The sequence below is a fragment of the Flavobacterium sp. 2 genome (assembly GCF_049949195.1).
In the GTDB taxonomy this organism is placed as follows: domain Bacteria; phylum Bacteroidota; class Bacteroidia; order Flavobacteriales; family Flavobacteriaceae; genus Flavobacterium.
On the sequence record NZ_CP188206.1, the window covers coordinates 4,840,048 to 4,857,911 of the forward strand.

At 37.4% G+C, this 17,864-nt stretch carries 15 protein-coding genes; 7 read left to right on the forward strand and 8 right to left on the reverse strand.

What is annotated here, in order from left to right; translation table 11 throughout:
- Positions 1-70 precede the first annotated feature (70 nt).
- From ACNFIH_RS21035 to ACNFIH_RS21045, 3 genes are all read left to right on the forward strand, one after another.
- Complete coding sequence (locus ACNFIH_RS21035) at positions 71-535, forward strand: hypothetical protein (protein ID WP_426484642.1); 465 nt, start codon at positions 71-73, stop codon at positions 533-535.
- Positions 536-602: 67 nt separating this feature from the next.
- Positions 603-995 (forward strand): hypothetical protein, encoded by a 393-nt coding sequence (locus ACNFIH_RS21040; RefSeq protein ID WP_426484643.1) that lies wholly within the window; start codon positions 603-605, stop codon positions 993-995.
- Between the two features lie 14 nt (positions 996-1,009).
- Positions 1,010-1,444, forward strand: coding sequence for a DUF1810 domain-containing protein (locus tag ACNFIH_RS21045; protein WP_426484644.1), 435 nt, complete (start codon positions 1,010-1,012; stop codon positions 1,442-1,444).
- 48 nt (positions 1,445-1,492) lie between these two features.
- Here the strand turns inward: ACNFIH_RS21045 and mobC are convergent, their stop codons facing one another.
- From mobC to ACNFIH_RS21060, 3 genes are read right to left on the reverse strand one after another with little or no spacing between them, the layout of a single operon-like run.
- Complete coding sequence (mobC, locus tag ACNFIH_RS21050) at positions 1,493-3,481, reverse strand: conjugal transfer protein MobC (protein WP_426484645.1); 1,989 nt, start codon at positions 3,479-3,481, stop codon at positions 1,493-1,495.
- Positions 3,482-3,497: 16 nt separating this feature from the next.
- A complete protein-coding gene (locus ACNFIH_RS21055) occupies positions 3,498-4,763 on the reverse strand; it encodes a relaxase/mobilization nuclease domain-containing protein (protein ID WP_426484646.1) in 1,266 nt (421 codons plus the stop codon).
- On the reverse strand, positions 4,748-5,140 hold the full coding sequence (locus ACNFIH_RS21060; protein ID WP_426484647.1) for a plasmid mobilization protein: 393 nt from the start codon (positions 5,138-5,140) through the stop codon (positions 4,748-4,750). Before ACNFIH_RS21060 ends, ACNFIH_RS21055 begins: the two co-directional genes overlap by 16 nt.
- A gap of 291 nt (positions 5,141-5,431) precedes the next feature.
- Between ACNFIH_RS21060 and ACNFIH_RS21065 the strand changes: the two genes are divergently transcribed.
- The 3 genes from ACNFIH_RS21065 to ACNFIH_RS21075 all read left to right on the forward strand — a co-directional run bounded on the left by ACNFIH_RS21065 (position 5,432) and on the right by ACNFIH_RS21075 (position 7,805).
- Positions 5,432-5,713 (forward strand): hypothetical protein, encoded by a 282-nt coding sequence (locus ACNFIH_RS21065; RefSeq protein ID WP_426484648.1) that lies wholly within the window; start codon positions 5,432-5,434, stop codon positions 5,711-5,713.
- Between the two features lie 217 nt (positions 5,714-5,930).
- Positions 5,931-7,472 (forward strand): MauE/DoxX family redox-associated membrane protein, encoded by a 1,542-nt coding sequence (locus ACNFIH_RS21070; RefSeq protein ID WP_426484649.1) that lies wholly within the window; start codon positions 5,931-5,933, stop codon positions 7,470-7,472.
- Positions 7,473-7,535: 63 nt separating this feature from the next.
- A complete protein-coding gene (locus ACNFIH_RS21075; protein WP_426484650.1) occupies positions 7,536-7,805 on the forward strand; it encodes a DUF6520 family protein in 270 nt (89 codons plus the stop codon).
- Between the two features lie 71 nt (positions 7,806-7,876).
- Here ACNFIH_RS21075 and ACNFIH_RS21080 read toward each other — a convergent pair whose 3' ends face one another.
- From ACNFIH_RS21080 to ACNFIH_RS21090, 3 genes are read right to left on the reverse strand one after another with little or no spacing between them, the layout of a single operon-like run.
- Entirely contained in the window at positions 7,877-10,489 is a 2,613-nt protein-coding gene (locus tag ACNFIH_RS21080; protein ID WP_426484651.1) for a S9 family peptidase, read from the reverse strand.
- A complete protein-coding gene (locus tag ACNFIH_RS21085; protein WP_426484652.1) occupies positions 10,476-11,867 on the reverse strand; it encodes a RagB/SusD family nutrient uptake outer membrane protein in 1,392 nt (463 codons plus the stop codon). Before ACNFIH_RS21085 ends, ACNFIH_RS21080 begins: the two co-directional genes overlap by 14 nt.
- Positions 11,868-11,883: 16 nt before the next feature.
- Entirely contained in the window at positions 11,884-14,913 is a 3,030-nt protein-coding gene (locus ACNFIH_RS21090) for a SusC/RagA family TonB-linked outer membrane protein (RefSeq protein ID WP_426484653.1), read from the reverse strand.
- A 499-nt stretch (positions 14,914-15,412) separates the two neighbouring features.
- Here ACNFIH_RS21090 and ACNFIH_RS21095 point away from each other — a divergent pair, with 499 nt between their 5' ends.
- A complete protein-coding gene (locus ACNFIH_RS21095) occupies positions 15,413-15,796 on the forward strand; it encodes a helix-turn-helix domain-containing protein (RefSeq protein ID WP_426484654.1) in 384 nt (127 codons plus the stop codon).
- A gap of 47 nt (positions 15,797-15,843) precedes the next feature.
- Here ACNFIH_RS21095 and ACNFIH_RS21100 read toward each other — a convergent pair whose 3' ends face one another.
- Both ACNFIH_RS21100 and ACNFIH_RS21105 read right to left on the reverse strand, forming a co-directional pair.
- Entirely contained in the window at positions 15,844-16,020 is a 177-nt protein-coding gene (locus ACNFIH_RS21100; protein ID WP_426484655.1) for a histone H1, read from the reverse strand.
- Between the two features lie 71 nt (positions 16,021-16,091).
- Positions 16,092-17,789 (reverse strand): helix-turn-helix domain-containing protein, encoded by a 1,698-nt coding sequence (locus ACNFIH_RS21105; protein WP_426484656.1) that lies wholly within the window; start codon positions 17,787-17,789, stop codon positions 16,092-16,094.
- Between the last annotated feature and the right edge of the window lie 75 nt (positions 17,790-17,864).

The following is a 17,864-nucleotide window of genomic DNA, read 5'->3' on the forward strand; positions in this document are numbered from 1 at the left end:
AGGCTTCTTTTAAGGTTGGCTGCAATCAAAAATTTCGCTAATTTTATATATAACTTAAATAAAGCAACGTATGAATGTTGACTATCAAGATGTTAATGTTTTTGAGGTGGATTATATATACAGGATCCAGACCTTTGAAAAGTATCTGGCCGATTTGAATGCTTCACAGGAACATTATGCGCACTATAAAGCAGGACTGATTCCCGATATTTTTTATGGACATAATATGCCTGAAGTGATGAACCTTTTCAGAAAACAGTTTCTTGAAATAAAGTCGGGGCTTGAAAGGTATGAGGTGGATGACAATAATGATTTTCCAATGCTCAAATCAATTGTAAACACTGAAAGGGATCTGCGCAAAATACTCGATGACAGCCAGCTTAAGGATTATACGGCATTGCTGGAGCGATGCTTTGACGGCCAGAAACTCGATGCGAAAGCCGCAGCGGTCAGCCGGTTTTACCTGGCGACTCCAATATTGAAAAGCTATATTTTTCAAATTGAAAAAATATTCGGGAAGGGTATTCTTGACTGACTCTGAAAAGTTACGTGAAAGACTAGGGGCATTGCCACAATAGATATGGAAATCAAATTTGCCATTTATGGAAGGACATTTTGAAGATCTCGCATTAACTGTCAGGGCAAAGAATCTGCAGGTTCCTTATCATCTGAAGGACGAATGCCTGTTTTTGACTGTCCGCACTGATGTTCTCGGACTGTTTTGCGACCCCGGAACTGAAATTTACTCCTTTGGTCCAGCGCCCGACAATACAGCCGATGGAAACGATGAACTTTTGGAGGATGGAGTATTCTACCGAATTATCGGCTATCAGAATAATCTGGGGATCAATCTGGAAAGTCCTGCAGAGGAAATATTAGATGCATTCCATTATCTGATTAAAAATTTTGAGCCCAAATGGACGACGATCTTCACAGAGGAGGGGCCAGCCAAAAAAGAGATAACAATTGAGATTATGTATCAAGAAGTATTTTGAAAAAACAGCTAATTATGAATCTAAAGGAAGGTATTGAGCGCTATTTATCTGCACAGGAGAATGCCTATGAGCAGGCTTTGGATGAAATAAAAAAAGGAAGGAAGCAAAGCCATTGGATGTGGTTCATTTTTCCCCAGCTCAGGGGACTGGGTTTTACGGATTACAATGTCTATTACGGCATTGAAAGCCTAAAGGAAGCCGAGCTTTATCTTAATGATCCGATATTGGGAAAACGACTTGTAGAAATTACAGAGGCTTTGCTTCAAATCGAAAATAAAACGGCACTGGAAATCCTTGGCAGGCCAGATGAGAGAAAACTGAAATCCTGCATGACCCTGTTCAGTCTGCTGCCGCAAGCGCCAGAATATTTTGTTAAGGTGCTTGAAAAATATTATGGAGGAGAGAAGGACGAAAAAACTCTGCAGCTTATAAAAGACTCCACCGGCTAAAAAAGTTTTTCTTCTCTCTGCCTCATGAAAGTTTAATGTATTTAATGATTACTTTTTCTTTTTGATAACTAAATGTGAAAGGGCAGGGTCATGAATAAGACGCTCCATTTCTGAATTGACTATTTCGGATATATCCTCTTTTATCTGGAGATAATTTCGTTCAATCATGGTATTGTTTATAATTCGCACCGGGGATATTTCCTGATATGAGTTTTCTTCTTTTTTAAGCTGTTCGTGATTATTGATTATTTCCGAATGGAATGTTTTCAGCTCAATTTTACAGTCGGGATTATCAGCTGTAATGCCGACAAACTCACCAGAGCTCAAACATGAAATCTTTGAAGCAGGCACTGCAGCTTCCAGCTGTTTTGATCTGCTTATTGAAGTATCCGAGCTGTTTATGGAAATGCTCTCGCGGTCCTGCATTATTTTTCCAAACCGTTCAGAGAGCTGTTTTGCAGTATCGCCGTTTACCTGTCCGCTGATGATATTTCCCGTTATATTGAGTATTACATCAGCCTGCTCACGGCCGTAATCCTTGCGCAGCTGGCTGAAGTCCTGAATCCCCAGACAGGTGCTTACCTTATTGCTTCTGGCCGTCGCTATAAGGCTGTCCATATTATTTAGATAGATGGTCGGGAATTCATCAAATATAAGACTGCTTTTGATCCTGTTTTTCTGGTTCACCTGCTTGATGAGCCTGCTTACATAAAGCGAGAGAACGGCGCCATAGGTCTGGATTTTAAGCGGGTTATTTCCCATGCAGACTATCTTTGGATCTTCAGGATTATTTATGTCAAGAGTGAAGTCATTTCCAGAGAGCACATAGTAAAGCTGTGCACTGGAAAGCCTTGCCATTGATATCTTTGCCGAGGCTATCTGCCCCTCCAGCTGCTCCATAACATTCTGAAGATAGGCACTGACAAATGGATCTATCAGAATCTCTATTTCTTTTTCGGTTCTCAGCAACGTAAAAAGGCTGTTATATTCAACCTGCATGAGTTCAATTACATGAGGCAGGGTGCAGAACTCGCCGTTATTGTATTTGCGCAGGTACCATATGACGGCAGAGAGAAAATTGATAGGAGATTCGACGAAAAAGTCTCCCTGCTTTTTTATCCATTCTCGGTTTAATCCAAGAAGAATGGTGCGTGCCGATTCTGACGCGTCTGTTATGTCGTCCATTGATTTTGGATCAAGGGGATTGCATCTGTGCGTGCGGCTCAGGTCATCAAAATTAATGACGTAAAATTTAGGTTCCACCTTGTATAAATGCTTGTTCTGAAGCCAGGCATTATAGGCTATTATGCTGAGGTCGTCAAACTTAAAATCATATACAAACATTGAGAAGCCTTTACGGATGTGCTGGGTAATTATATGGCGGATCACAAAATAGGATTTTCCCGAACCCGGGGTTCCTGCAACCAAGATTCCCCGAAAAGGATTTATGATATTAATCCAGCTTTTTCGTACTTTGTTTTTTAATCTATATTGGGCCGGCAGGTTAATGGAATATTCATTTTCCAGGACTCTTTCTTCCTGCGGGAATGTTTCATTTTCAAGGTTGAAAATATCCTTATGGCTTAGATTTCTTCTTATGATTCTCGACAAAAGTGTTCCGCCTGAAAGCAGGAGCAGATATCCCAGGACAGTACAGAGCACATAAAGAACCAGATTTTTTTCAGGAGCGGCCGGAATGATCAGAAAAAAATAGCTCAAAAAATAAGCAAGGAGTCCCAAAGCAATATAGCAGAATGCAGTTTTGAACACCAGCTTTTCATTTTTTCTGCCCTTTGCCCCAAGCAGTGAAATGCATAAAAATCCCAATGAAAACAGCTTGGATAAATGAAAATAATCAAAGAGTCCGGTGCGGAAAATATTCCCCATCAGTTTATCCCCAAAACTGCCTGCAATTCCCCATATTTTAAACACATTATAGCCGTAATAATAGAAATGAAGTCCTAACAGCAATATGCTGATAAGCCTTGTCATATCCAAAATTTTTCTAAGCGCCTGTTCATTTTCACCTGTCTGCATAATCTTAGCTTTTTACTTAATAATCTGACTGTCCTTTTCCTTTTTTTCGTTTCTTTTTTCTTTTCAGCTCAGAGGGAATAAAATCATCAGAAAACTCGGGCTGGAGCACCGAATCAATTATCTTCTGCAGCTCGCCTGCAGAAATAAAGGAGGACTGTGATTGTTTATTTTTTAATGCATCATCCTCAAGGATTTTAACGGAGGCACTGCTGGCTCTGAAACTTTTGATACCGCACCGTTCTTCTATGCCTGAAGCTGAGTAAGGCTTTCCTAGAGTGCTTCCATTAAAAACACATTTTGTTTTATGGTCTATATAGGTCAAGCCATAAAGAATGCCCTGTTCATTTCTTCGTTCAGCAGTCTTTATTCCGTCCTGGATCAGAATTCTGTCAAAATCTGAAACTGTCTTTATCCTGTTCTGCATAAAGGCGAGATCAACTGCATTTTTTATTCTCTTTAGATGAGGATTCCGTCCTGTCCTATTTGCAGCAAATTTTATTTCAAGATAGGCAAGGGTAGGTTTCATGTAAAAGCTGCTTGCTTTCAAAGGAATGCCCACAGGCTGTTTTTTATCATTCAGAATCTGGTAAGCCAGACCTTTATGAAGAAACATTCTTGAATCTTTGCTGCCTTGCAGGGCCGTAACGTTATAAAGATTCAAGACTGCATTTAATTCTCCTACAGTTGTGTATTTATAATTCGGAATTACTGCGTTTAATACGGCAGCAATTGCTTTTTTAGTTTCAGCTGCACCATACTCTAGAACACTGCTTTTTGCAGGTTTTATGTTTAGTATTTTTTCCTTTTGTCTGCCCTGTGCGGGAACCAGATTGAATGCTTTTTCAATTTCCTTACGGGCTGTTTCAGACTGGTTCCTGCCTATATTCTGCATGTCAATTCTCTTTCCGTCGGACTTCACTTTTACAGAAACGATATGGATGTGCGGATGTCCTGCATCATGATGCTGATAGACCAGATAAGGCTGTGATGCAAAGCCAATTTTTGACATATAGGCATGCGCAATCTCCATAAGCTTTTCTTTCTGCATATTGTTTTCGGAGGAATCAAAATTGAGCGATATGTGCACGCTTCCCCGCTTTACATTTGCATTTAATTCGAGCGGTTTTAAAAGCAGTTTGAGTCTTGAATCTTTGTGCAGTTTAGAGGCTGCTGCAGGATAATTTCCGTCTCCAATAAGTTCTGCTTTTCCTGCTTTGATTTTATTCTCATTGTAATTGAAAATGCTTCTGACCGACGGGCCAGTGTTTATAACTGCAACCATTTTTCTGTAAGCTCTTGGATAGCCGTTCTAATATCTTCAATAGAATTGAACAACATTTTTTTGTCTGTTTCGAAACCCATAATCCACAATTTCAATTCAGAAATCTGCGATAGGGAGTGCAGTTTTTTTACAGCCTGATTAAAGTTGTTTCCGATGGGATTGAGCTCCGATCTCAGCCTTGTTAATTCAGATATCATCTCATCAAGAGACTGGTTTCTGTATTTTAAAACAACAGGCTTCCGCAGCAGATTTTTTCGGGCAAGATCACTCAGTTTTGGGCAGAGGGACTCCGCATAATATTTCTGAAGGACTTTATATTCTTGCTCATTTAGCCTGAGATGAAGCCATCTTGTTCTGTTTTTTATCTCGTCTTTCATCATTTTTCCTTTTCATTCGACATTACATATCTTCCAGTATTCACTGCCAGCGAGTTCCGAGCAGAGAGGCAGCAAGATATCGGTTGTGATACAACCGGACATCTTGCAGATTGCAGGAACGCGGCAATCTTTAAGAGTCTGAATAATAAACTCAGACTTCTTTCAAATACTCAGACGAATTTATGCAGGAAAATCCAATGCATCCCATCATAGGTAAATTTTGCTTATGATGCTTTAGTCAGTCATTGCTAACTTTATAATTTGATTTATTAATTTAAAAATGCTGAAATTATGAGTGCAAAGAATTATGCAGCCAAGGTGTTCGATACTGTATTGAGCATCCCTGGAATGAGTGAGCCGGTGAAGATTGATCTGAAAATTTCACGCAAAAATGTATTGCTGTTATGCCACTTTATCGACAGGGGAGTGTTGCTTGAAAAAGATGAAGGAAGTCTTATGGGTAGCATAGCAGAGGAGGAACTACTCGAACTGAAAAATGTTTCACAAGAATGTCTTCAGAAGGCTGGACTTGTGGAACTCAATCAAAAGCTTTTGACTTTTATAGGAGATTGAAATTCTTAAGTAAAGAGAAGCTTTAAAATTGAAAATGCTTTACGAATTTTTAATTTGTAAAGCATTTTTTATTGCATTCTATTCGAAAGTAAATTGGTATGGTTTTGATACTTTTTGGTTTGTTTTTGATGTTTTTTCTTTCAATTTACGGTTTTAATTTTGTGTATGCTTTTTAAGAATAGTTTTTAGCTTATAAAATAATTAATTATTCAATATTATGAACATTCGTCCTCATATAAGAAATCTTATTACTGAAATCATCTGTCTTCTATTTGTACTGTTATTCGTTTATGCAGCAACAAGTAAACTAATGGATTTTCAAAAGTTCAAAATTGAGTTGGGTCAATCTCCCCTTTTGAGTGCGTTTGCAGATTGGTTTGCTGTTCTTGTTCCCACAGTTGAATTTATTATATGTACGTTGTTAATTATACCAAAGTTTAGGATTATTGGGCTGATTTCTGCTTATGGATTAATGGTAATGTTTACGGCCTATATTTTTATAATTTTAAATTATACATCGTTTGTTCCCTGTTCCTGCGGAGGAGTTTTGGAAAAACTAGATTGGAAATCACACATGATTTTTAATCTGTTATTTGTTTTTCTAGGTTTTTTAGGAATTCTGTTTTACAATCGAAGTATTAAAACGAATAGTTCTTTAATGAAAAATAAAAGCTTGGTAGTCATTTTATCTACCGTTACAATAAGTGGTATTGGGATAGTATCGACATTGTTTATGCTTTCTGAAAATATTGTACATTATCATAATAGACTTATCAGACGCTTTCCCCAACACCCGATACTAAAGACAATTGATCTGGATCTTAAAATGAATTCCTATTATATTGCTGGACTAGACAATTCTCATATTTACTTAGGAAATTATTCAGCTCAACTATCAATGATGGTTTTGGATTCCAAGCTGGTACAGACCAAGGAAAAGATGATAGATATAGATCGAAAAGACATTCCTTTCAGAGGTGTAAAAATTTTGGTGCAGCCTCCATATTTTTTTGTAGTGGATGGAACAGTACCATGTATTTTCAGAGGCAAGGTGTACGATTGGAAAGCCAATATGATTCATCAAGGAGGAGAATACTTTGGAAATGCCCTAGCAATTGATTCTAGTAAAATAGCTGTTAGTACCACTAGTAAATTAAACGGTGATACAGTCTTGGGACTTATAGAAATAGGGGAAACGAACAAAACCATATTAAATCCTGACATACTGCAAAAACAGGTGGACGGAGTTTTTGATACTGACGGCCAGCTGGCATACAGTTCCCATATGAAAAATATCATTTATCTGTATACTTATCGCAATGAGTTTACACTGGTGAATACTGAATTAAAAATCAACTACAGAGGGAATACCCTTGATACTATTTCAAAGGCAAAATTACAAATTGCAAAGGATAAAAAACGCCATCAGAGAACTTTTTCAGCACCTCCATTGTATGTCAATAAAAGTAGTGCGGTTTACAATAATCTGCTGTTTGTAAATTCAGCCATCCCAGGAAAATATGAAGATGATCGGGCGTGGAAATCGGCCAGCATAATTGATATTTATGATCTTGAAAAAAGAAGTTATGTTTTAAGCTTTTATGTTTATAATATCAATGGAAAAAAAATGAAAAGTTTTGCGGTACAAAATGACAAATTGTATGTACTGCTGGGTGATTCTATTATCCAGTATCATTTGGACTCTCAAATCACTTCCAACTATAATAATTCAGCTACAAACAATCTATTGGCCAAATAGCAGGAAATTGATCGAAAACCTGTAAAATAGAGTAGATCATTAACCCTATTAATTACTATTATTATGAAAACAAATGTTTTTAAAATCGTTTTGCCAATGGCAGTGGTTGCACTGGGATTGGCTGGTGCTGCCAGCACAAATATGATGGCAAAAAATCAAGTGGCTTTTGCCGTTCAAGGCTACAGACAAGTCGCGACACCAGATAAATGCGCTATTGATCAGCAGTGTTCTAATAACGGAAATTACGATTGTCTGGCGAGTGATAATTCTACCCAATTATTTGAAAAAATAGGTAATAATTGTGACGTGCCGCTTAAGAGAAACACTCCTTAAGTAAATTATTTTAACTGATGCCGCCACCTAGATTTTAGGTGGCGGCATTTTATTTACAGTGACGGAAATTCTTATCGATCTGCATTCATCCAATCCTTACGGTCTCCATTTTTCAAATAATAGTCGAACCATTCCAAAATCCGGTTGGTCAGATCTTTCCGATTCTGCTTTTGATCTAACTGATGACCTTCGCCGGGATACACTAATAAGGTATGTTCTTTATTTAACCTTCGCAGAGCCAAATAAAATTCCATACTTTGAAAAGAATGAATGTGTCTGTCGTTTTCCCCTGTCCAACCCAGTAAAGGTGTTTTTACATTTTGTGCCAATAAAACAGGTGAGTTTTTCAGGTAACTTTCAGTATCTTCGTACAGTGATTTTCCAATCCGAAGCTGGTCTTTCTCAGCGCGGTAGAAATCGGGTCTTTTAGAAGTCCCGCTCACATACAAATAACAACTTACCAGATCAGTCCAGGCAGCACCAGAAACTGCGGCCGCAAAGCGATCTGTCTGGGTGATAATGAGATCGGTTTCATAACCTCCGAACGAATGTCCCATAAGCCCAACCTTGGCGGGATCAACCATGCCCATCGTCAGTACTTTATCAACAGCAGAAAGCACACTTTGGGTAACGGATTGAGCTAAATTTCCAAATTTATACTGAATATCTGGATACAGTATAAAATAGCCTTTCGTTGCGATATGATTAACGTTAAAACCATCAGGGGAGAATTCGGAAGGGTTTTCATAATCATTCAAATAGGCAAACTGTCGCTCGTAAATGTGCACTAGCAAAGGGTACTTCATCCCTGCCTTGTAATCGGCAGGATAAAATAAAATTCCTTTTGTTTTAACTCCATTAACGTCATATTCGATGGGCTGGTTTTTACTCCAATAAAAATGCTTCTGATGGACATTACTTTGTAGAATCTCCTTTTCTTTTCCGTCAAACAGCATTAGACGTGGTGGCGACTCAAAGTTCTGCTCTAAATACAGGTAAATATCTTTGTTTTGCGCTTTAATAAGTTGATTTATTTTTTTGTTTTTCCAGACAATCTGCGACAGTCCTGTTTTAGCATTCCATCTGAATAGTCCTGAATTTCCGGTGTCCTTATTTACTGCTTCTATTATAAAACCTTTTTCCAAATCCAGAAAACATTTTTTCGACTCTGTGTCACTGCCGTACATTGGATCGGAACTGAATTCCCTTAACCTGAATGTTACGTTCGTCTCTCTTTCCTTTGTGAGTCTTTTTGCAGTCTGCCCGTCCAACGGCATCAGCCACAGATCAAATCTGTCGTATAGAATAACGCTTCCATTTTTAGTCCAGCCGCCAATGCCGTAGGGCTGCTTTTCGTCAGGTATATTATTGTCTTCCCTAAAAAAAGATTCGGAAATCTGATGCGTAAGATTAGTATGGGATTCTTTCTTAATATCGTAAACCCACCAGTGCCCATCCTTCACGTAACACAAGTATTTCCCATCGGGCGATCCTGCGGGCTTTTTTTCGGAGCTATATTCTTTTACAATACATTTTTTTACCCCTGATTCAAGATCAAGTATGTATAAATCATAAGGACCAAAAAGATTATTTTGGGGCTCATAAGCTGTTCGATCATAAATAAATGCATGGCGGTAATCGGAACTTAAAAAACCTTGTGTCAGTTCTTTGTCCTGAATGGGCAGAACTACGTTTTGTTCAACCGACCAGCTTGCCATTTTATCATAATATCGGATGTCTCCATAAGATTTCTTGTAATCAAATAAAACCCTGTCATTTGCATTCCAAATTTGCACGGCATTGGGATCAATTTGGGTTTTATCACCGCCTTTATTTTTTAGCCAGAAAATCAGGCGCGTACCATCTTTGGAAAGTATCGGACTGTTTGCCTGATTATCAGAAATAGTCATATCCAACGGAAAGCCTTTAGCGGTCGTAGGATCTAAAGCGTAAAGTTTTTTTAGTTTTATGTCGTAAGTATAAAGTAACATGTGTTCAGCCTCATTTTTAATGAAAGCCACATGATTTTCTTTCCATGCCAGACTTATAAAAGGCGATTTACTTGCCTGTAAGATTGTTTTTTTTACAATTTTTCCTTTTAATTGAAATACCCCAATACTACAGTTATCTGCGGATTTAGTACTGTATAAAATACCGTTTCCGGCAGGATCAAAATGCCAGTTTGTTACTTCCATTATACTATCTTTTAAGTTGCCGGAATCATCAATAATTTCAAGATTGTATTTGCCATCGGAACGCTTTAAAATAAGCACTGTGAATCGGTGGTCAGCTGAAAATCCCAATGCTTGACCATGAGGAATTTTTCTCAGCACGCCTGAGCGCAGGTTTTGCAGTATTAATGTATCACCGGTAATACAGCCAAATTCAAGCTCGGCATTGAATCTACCATCCCTTCCCAGCGGAAAAGCATATCTTTTGCCTGTAGTATTGTGCTGTACAAACAACGTGTCTTTCCTAGAAGGATATTGTAATAGATATTCACTCCAATTGCCATACTCTGACAAGTTTCGAGGTATCAGATTACTCCACAACTTATAATCTTCAGTAGTTAACAGTCGCTTTTGGTTAGCCTGTCCCAATGAAGAAGGACAGGTTACTAACCAAAACATGAAACAGGTAACCCTGATAAAAAAATTTTTATTTGACAATCTAATATCCTTCATTTTGGGGAGAGAGATTTGGGTTTAATAGTAGCTCTGATTCGGGTAATGGCAGGAATTGATTGCTGCTTTTCCATTGCAGTTTCTGCGGAGTTAAGGTGTTATCCAGTAATCCTGCTCTTTTAAGATCGAAAAATCGATGGCCGAATTCTGTAAAAAATTCAAGTTGTCTCTCCTTAAGTACTGCATCAATAATCTGATGGGCAGTAATGGCGGTCGTATTCTGAAGTCCTGCCAAATTACGTGTTTTGTTTAGGTCTTCCTTAGCGCCGATAAGGTCTCCGGCCTGCGCACGCGCCTCAGCCCTAATAAGATATTGTTCAGCCATTCTCAGTACTATGGAGTATTCCATTGAAGTGCTGGTATTGGTGGCAAGTTTGTATTTGTAGGCATGATACCAAATGTTTGTTCCATCAGTTATACTCTTAATCCAATGTGTTTTACGCAGATCATCACTGCTAAAATTGCTGTATAATTTAGTGCTGATCGCCATTACTGGAGGAGGACCTTGTGAAAAATTGAAAACATTCCCCTCGTAGGTATTAGTTCCATCGGTAGCAGGCATTAATTGCCAAATGGTGGAGAGACTTTCTTTTTCAAATAAAGAATCGATCGAAGATGGCCATAGGTACAGATCGGTCTGGTTCAATACAGCAGAAGCGGCGTTGGAAGCCTCTTGCCACTGTCTGAGATATAAGCAAACTCTTGCTAGAAGAGCTTGTGCTGCTCCTTTGTTTGGTCTTATCCTGTTACTTCCGTTATAGGCTGGTGGCAAAAAATCAATCGCTTTTTGTAAATCATTTTTAAGATTTTCATAAACCTGCGTTTCTGGCATTCTTTTCACAGAACCATTAGCCCTGTAGTCAGTTGTACTAATATATGGAATTGGACCAAAAGTATTGACCAGATAAAAATGTATTAGGGCACGTACAAAAAGCGCTTCACCAGTCAGCTGCTGTTTATCAATTGCCTCTAGAGTTTTGGATAAAGCGACACCTTCCAAAACAGCGTTGGCGGCATAAATCTGGCTATAGCTGCTGTTCCACCACTCCGAAATTTCCGAATCTGACGCCAGAATTGAATTATTGTAAAAATTTGCCTGTCCGGTTCCTGATTGACCATAATAGGTTAGCTCATCAGTATACAAACCAAACTGGCTTCCAGTGCCAGTGCTTTTGCCTGTAAGAAGACCGTTTTCCCTGATTTTGGAATAAATATCGATCATGGCTGCATTGGCGGTCTCTTTAGTTTCAAATACAGCTCTGGCGGTAAGCTGTGAAGACGGCAGTTCTACTTCAGTAAAATTGTCACAGGCATATACCAGTTCCAAAAAAATAACGAACAGTAGAAATATGTTTATTTTATATTGAGATATTTTCATGATAAGAGGATTAAGATTAGAAAATAAACTGTATGCTAGTACTGTAGATTCGCAGCGGTGGCAAATAGCCTGGCGTAATAAGTTCTGGATCAACTCCCTTATATTTGGTAAAGATTAACACATTCTGTCCCTGCAAACTGATTTTACAATTAAATTTTTTTGTCCAGTTTAGGGGTAGATCGTAGGAGAGGGAAATGTTTTTCAATCGAATAAAGGAAGCGTCGCTAATAGCAGCATCACTCTGGGAAAGTCGTGCATTGGAAGCCCTAAGAATCGGACTATTGGTACTGTAATATTGATATGGTCCCATATCACCTGATTGTTGCCAGTGATTGGTTACAGCATTTGCCTGATTGAACATGGTACCTGGCATTGATGCTCCAAAATTTTCATTGAAATTTTCTTTTTTTACAAACTGAAATAAGAAATCCAATGTAACATTTTTGTATTTAAATTGGTTTTGAAGCCCGCCATAGTATTTTGAGTTCAGGTTTTTAATGGTTGTTTTATCATCCGCTGGTGACAATATCCCATCGCCGTTCACGTCTTCAAACGTGTAGGCTCCTGAAACTTGGTCAAGTCCCTTATAACGATATACTTTAATGATATTGGTTGGTTCACCGATGACATATTGGTTTTTATAAGTTGAGGACTCTAGTCCGGGAAAAGACAGCAGTTTATTTTTCGCAATGCTTATATTAAAGCTGGTGCTCCATGTAAAATCGTTTTGTTTTATGTTCAGGGCTCGAATGGTAAATTCCAAACCGCTGTTTTGTACTTCTGCATCCAGATTCGCTTGGAGGGTGCTAAACCCTGTCGTTCCTGCTAATGGAACCCCAACAAGCTGATTGGATGATCGATTACGATACCATGCCAAAGTGGTGAAAATGCAATCGTTTAGAAATCCGGTTTCTAATGCTACTTCTAATTTTCGATTGGTTTCCCAGCCAAAATCAGCATTGTAAAGCCTAGTTGGTTCCATACCCGAGATTCCCGCGTAGTTTTGACTTGAAGTACTGTAAGTGTCTAGATACTGATAATCACCAATTTGATCGTTTCCGCTGGTTCCGTAACTGGTGCGCAGCTTTCCATAGCTTAAAAAAGGCAGATTTTGTTTTATGAGACTTTCATCGCTAAAAACCCATGCAGCCCCAATTGCCCCAAAGTTGGCAAATCGTTTGTCGGAGCCAAAACGGCTTGAACCATCGCGTCTGCCAGTGAAATTAAAGAGATATTTACCAAGAACATTGAAATTAACGCGGGCAAAAAAGGCATTGTATCGATATAGATTTTCATCAGATTTTAAAACAAGATAGGTTGATGCTGAGGCAGGATTTTCCATCAAGCTGTTACTGGCAAACCCTCCTGCATAGCTATTAAACTGATTTCTTTTTTGCTGTTGAAAAGTAGTTCCTGCGAGTGCTTCTAATTTTACCTTTCCCATGTTTTTGTCCCATACTAACTGAGGTTCAACGATCCAAGAACTGCGCACAAGATCATTGGAGTAAACACTTGAGTATTCGCTTCCAGCGCCATAGGAAGGATTGTAAATAGTGGATGGAGAAAGTGTCAGCTGTTTCTGGTTCAGGTTTGTATACCCAAAGCTGCTTTTAACGGTAAAGCCTGTGCCCAAATCATACGAAAGTAGTGCATTGGCAAGCAGGTCATTTGTGTCCCCTTGAATTTTCCCCTCTAGTCTGGCTAAAGGATTCTCAAAAGTATTGTTCTCCCAGTTTAAATTTCCGTTTTCATCGTATAATGATGGCGCATTGGGAGCCATGGTTAGGGCGTTTCTGGTAATGTCAAGCGAAGGCAGGCTACTGGATTGCAGGGTGTACGATGCGGAGATGTTGATACGGAACTTTTTATTTGCTGATTCATGGCTGACATTTAAATGTCCACCACCTTTGATGTAATCAAAATTCCCTGGGAAGACGGTAGTTTCTTTGCTGTAATTCCCACTCAGCAAAAATTGTGTCTGCTCTGAACCGCCAGTTAGTGCGCATTGAATATTTGTATACGAAGCGGCATCTCCTATAAGTTCTTTTTGCCAGTTCGTGTTACGGTTTTGGTCCCATGTTCCGTTGACATCATATGCCGATGAAGGATAATTGACTATACCATCGTTCGCGAAAGCTTCACGACGCATGGCAAGATAGGTAGGAGTTTGCATAACATCTAGAAAACGGGTGACATGACCAATACCTCCGGCGTAGGTAGTTGTGAAGCGGGTTTTACCTATTTTGCCTTTTTTAGTGGTAATCAAGACTACACCATTTGCACCGCGTGAGCCATAAATGGCGGTTGCATCAGCATCTTTTAACACTTCGATATTAGCAATGTCAGCTGGATTTATGCTGTTTAATGGGCTATTTTGTACAGGCATATTTCCTGATGTATACCTGCTTCCGATGGTCTGTGAAGAATAAGGAACTCCGTCAATAATATACAAAGGTTCATTTCCCTCTGCTCTGAGACTGTTTTGTCCGCGAACCTCTATGGTAAAACCACCTCCAGGCATTCCGGTATTCTGAATTACATTCACACCTGCCATCCTTCCCTGCATGGTTGCCATAACATTAGTGACAGGCTGTGTTTCAATATCTTTGGAGGTAATCCGGGCAATACTCCCCGTACGGTCGCGTTCCTTTACGGAATAATAACCAGCATTTACCCGGACCTCCTGTAGCGTAGTGGTATCATATTCCAGCTTAATGTCAATTTTAGTGCTGTTGTTTACTGCAATAAATTTAGTTTTGAATCCTATAAAAGAGACAATCAGTGTATCCTTAGCTAAGGCATTTATTGTGTACTGTCCATTAAAGTCGCTAATGGATGAATTATTAGTTTTACCTTTTATCGAAATTGTTACGCCAGTCAGAGGATTTGAGCCATCAGTTATAGTTCCGTGTACCTGATTTTCCTGAAAAAATGCATTATGCCGATCTATATTACGGCCAAATGATGATGAAAAAGAAAAAAGAGTGCCCATAAAAATTAGGCAATAAAGTCCTTTCCCATCCTTGAAGAATGAAAAATAATTCATAATATTGGTTTTGGTTAGTTAAATTGATTTTGATTAACTTCGGTCCTCTACGCTAGTTTGGTCGCTGCCGTTGAGGGCCATTTTTTATGCTTTATAGTAAAAGCAGACTTAATTTTTTAGTTCACAGGCATTATTATTTCGTTATTAGACATTATTAATGCGATGGGAAAAATAGAGAAGGATTTGCGATGAATTCGAAAGAAGAGTTAAATAAAAAAAAGGCGTAGAACTCAGCTTAAACGATTCAGAGGTACTGGTATACCTTACGCACGAATAAGTGAGCCCACGCCTATGACGTGAGCATCTTACTTATCATCTCGTGCGTTAAAAATTACCAGTTTTCTGAAACGAGATTCAAAGCGAATGCTTCAAATATTTTAATTGAAGAGTCGCAAAATTACATTTTTGTAATGTATTATTTGTGACAAATATAACAAAATAATTTATTCAATACAAATTTGTATCGAATAAATTAATCTTTTTTCTCAATTTTTACTAAATGGAAACAACAAGTGAAATAGAGTTAAATTTAATTAATCTGCAGATTGGCTGTATGCTTCGATTGGCTAGATTAAAACAAAATTTTTCTCAACATACACTTGGACTCAAAATAGACTATAGTTCAACTATGATAGGTAGAGTTGAACGCGCTGAAAGTATTAGTGGATGGGATAAGATTTATACGATAAGCCGTTATTTACGAATAGACTTTAAATCTTTATTTATCTTAAAAAGTTTAGAAACATTGATATTAATTGTTGAAGAATCGTTTAACTTAGAGGTTAAATTGACTCAGGATAAAATTGATTACTACAATATTCTAAAAAAGACTTTAAGGATTCAATTCGATTTGCTTGAAAAAGAACGTCTGACTAATAAATAAACAAAAGCCTTTCAGAAATGAAAGGCTTTTTAATTGAATTTTAGTAATTACTTTTTAGATTCTTCAATAGAAACTTTTCTAAACTCTTTTAGAAGTTTTTCTATTTCCAAAGAAGATTTACGAGCTCTTGCTCCAGCAGCTTTAACTCCTTTTTCCGAAAGAGATTCAGATTCAGTTTTGAATGTTTCAATCTCTGCATTAATTTTTGTGATTAGATCTTTCATATTGTCATGTTTTTTTTAATTACGGCAGCAAATTTAATTGTTTCGTATTATAAGCAATTAGATAAAAAGATTTATTTACTTATTTGTTCAATAAAGAAATTAACAGGCATTTGAGTTTTTTGTTTGAATGCTAGAGCAAATTGCTGCGTACTGCTGAAGCCAGCCTCTTCAGCTAAAGCCGAATTACTATATTTTCTGGACATTTTGTCTTCGTTAAGTAAATTTATGATATAATTTATCTTTAAATCATTAATGTATTCAACAAACCGTTTCCTTTTATAATGAGAAATTACTTTATAGAGATATTTTGAGTTGGTATGTAGCATGGAAGCAACCACATTGAGGCGAAGATCTTTTTTAAGAAACTTTTTGGAATCTTCAAAATTCTGTAATGCATTTAGAATTGAGGCAATTGTCTCCAAAGGAATATCAATTGTTAATGCTTTATCTTTCGCCGATTCTTTTATATCTTGAGGTTTTGTGTTTAATGCAAGCATTAGTTCATCAAATTTCTTTTTATAAAACTTTTTATTCTTTTGATGCCTGTAGTTAAGGTAAAAAGATGCAGTAAAAAGCACCAATATAATAGTGCCAAAAATTAGATCGTAATGTTTTTCTTTTGCTAGTTCTTTATGAATCTGTTTATTTTCAGTTTGAATTTTTTCTTTCTCAATAAGCAGTTCTTTCGTATCATAGTTCTTATGTATTTTGGTAACCAAATATTTATAGGTGTTATTTAGTACTGTATCAGCACGAAGCAGCTGGTCGATGTAGTATAATTGCTTATCAAGATTTTTTTTGTTTTTGTAATAAGTGATTAGAAGCTCGTATGCTTCGCGAAGATCAGGTCTTATATAATTTTTCTCTTGAAAAGCAGAGTCAACTTTTAGTAGATAGGTAAGTGCCCGATCTTTATTTTTCACTGCCCAAAAGCTTTTTCCAATATAAAAGTATCCTACTGTTGCATTAGCAAAATCTCTATTGTCTTCTATTTTTCTAATAACAGCTTCTAATTTAAACACAGCTAAATGATAGTTCTTTTTAAAATATTCATTAATTCCATCAGAATGAATAAAATAGATCTCCATGTCAGGAATTTCCATTGATCTGCCTTCTGTAATGCCTTTTTTATTAATATCAGTACATAGTCCGTAATTTCCAATTCTATTGTAGCATACTCCAATTGAGTGAAGTGTATTTAAGTAAGCTGTGGTATTTTCGTTTTTAAAGAAGTGTAGACAATCACTAAACAAAGAAATAGCTTCGTCATAAAATCCAAGATAGTATTTGATTTGAGCCATATGATATTTAACCTTATTGATAAGGTATTTATCTTTTGACATGGAAATATAACTATTTGCCTTAATGTAATTTTGAAAAGCATTCTCATAGTCTTTACGACCATAGTAAACAATTCCTTTTGAAAGAAAGGATGAACCAATCAACGTTTTGTCATCTGACCTTTTAGCGGTGTAAATCATGCTGTCTGCATAAATTAAACGCAAATTATCAGGCGATTGATGAAGAATGTTCTGATATGCATAAATTGTCTGTTTCCAGTTTTTCTCTCTTTTGGCTTTACGCAAATAACTGAAGAGGTAAACGGATGCTTTCGAACTGTCTTTTCGATACTTGTACAGTTGATCGTCTAGGTAAGTGTAACTCTTATTTTTTAATGAATCAGTTGATTTTAATTCTCTTTTCTGTGCAAAACCGAAATCACAAGAAAAAGCGCAAAACAGCATTACAAATAATAAATTTTGTCTCATAGGGGCGATATTTTTAAGAGGTATTTCTTTGTGATACAATGAATCCTGAAAAAAAGTTGCCGCTACAGGATTATT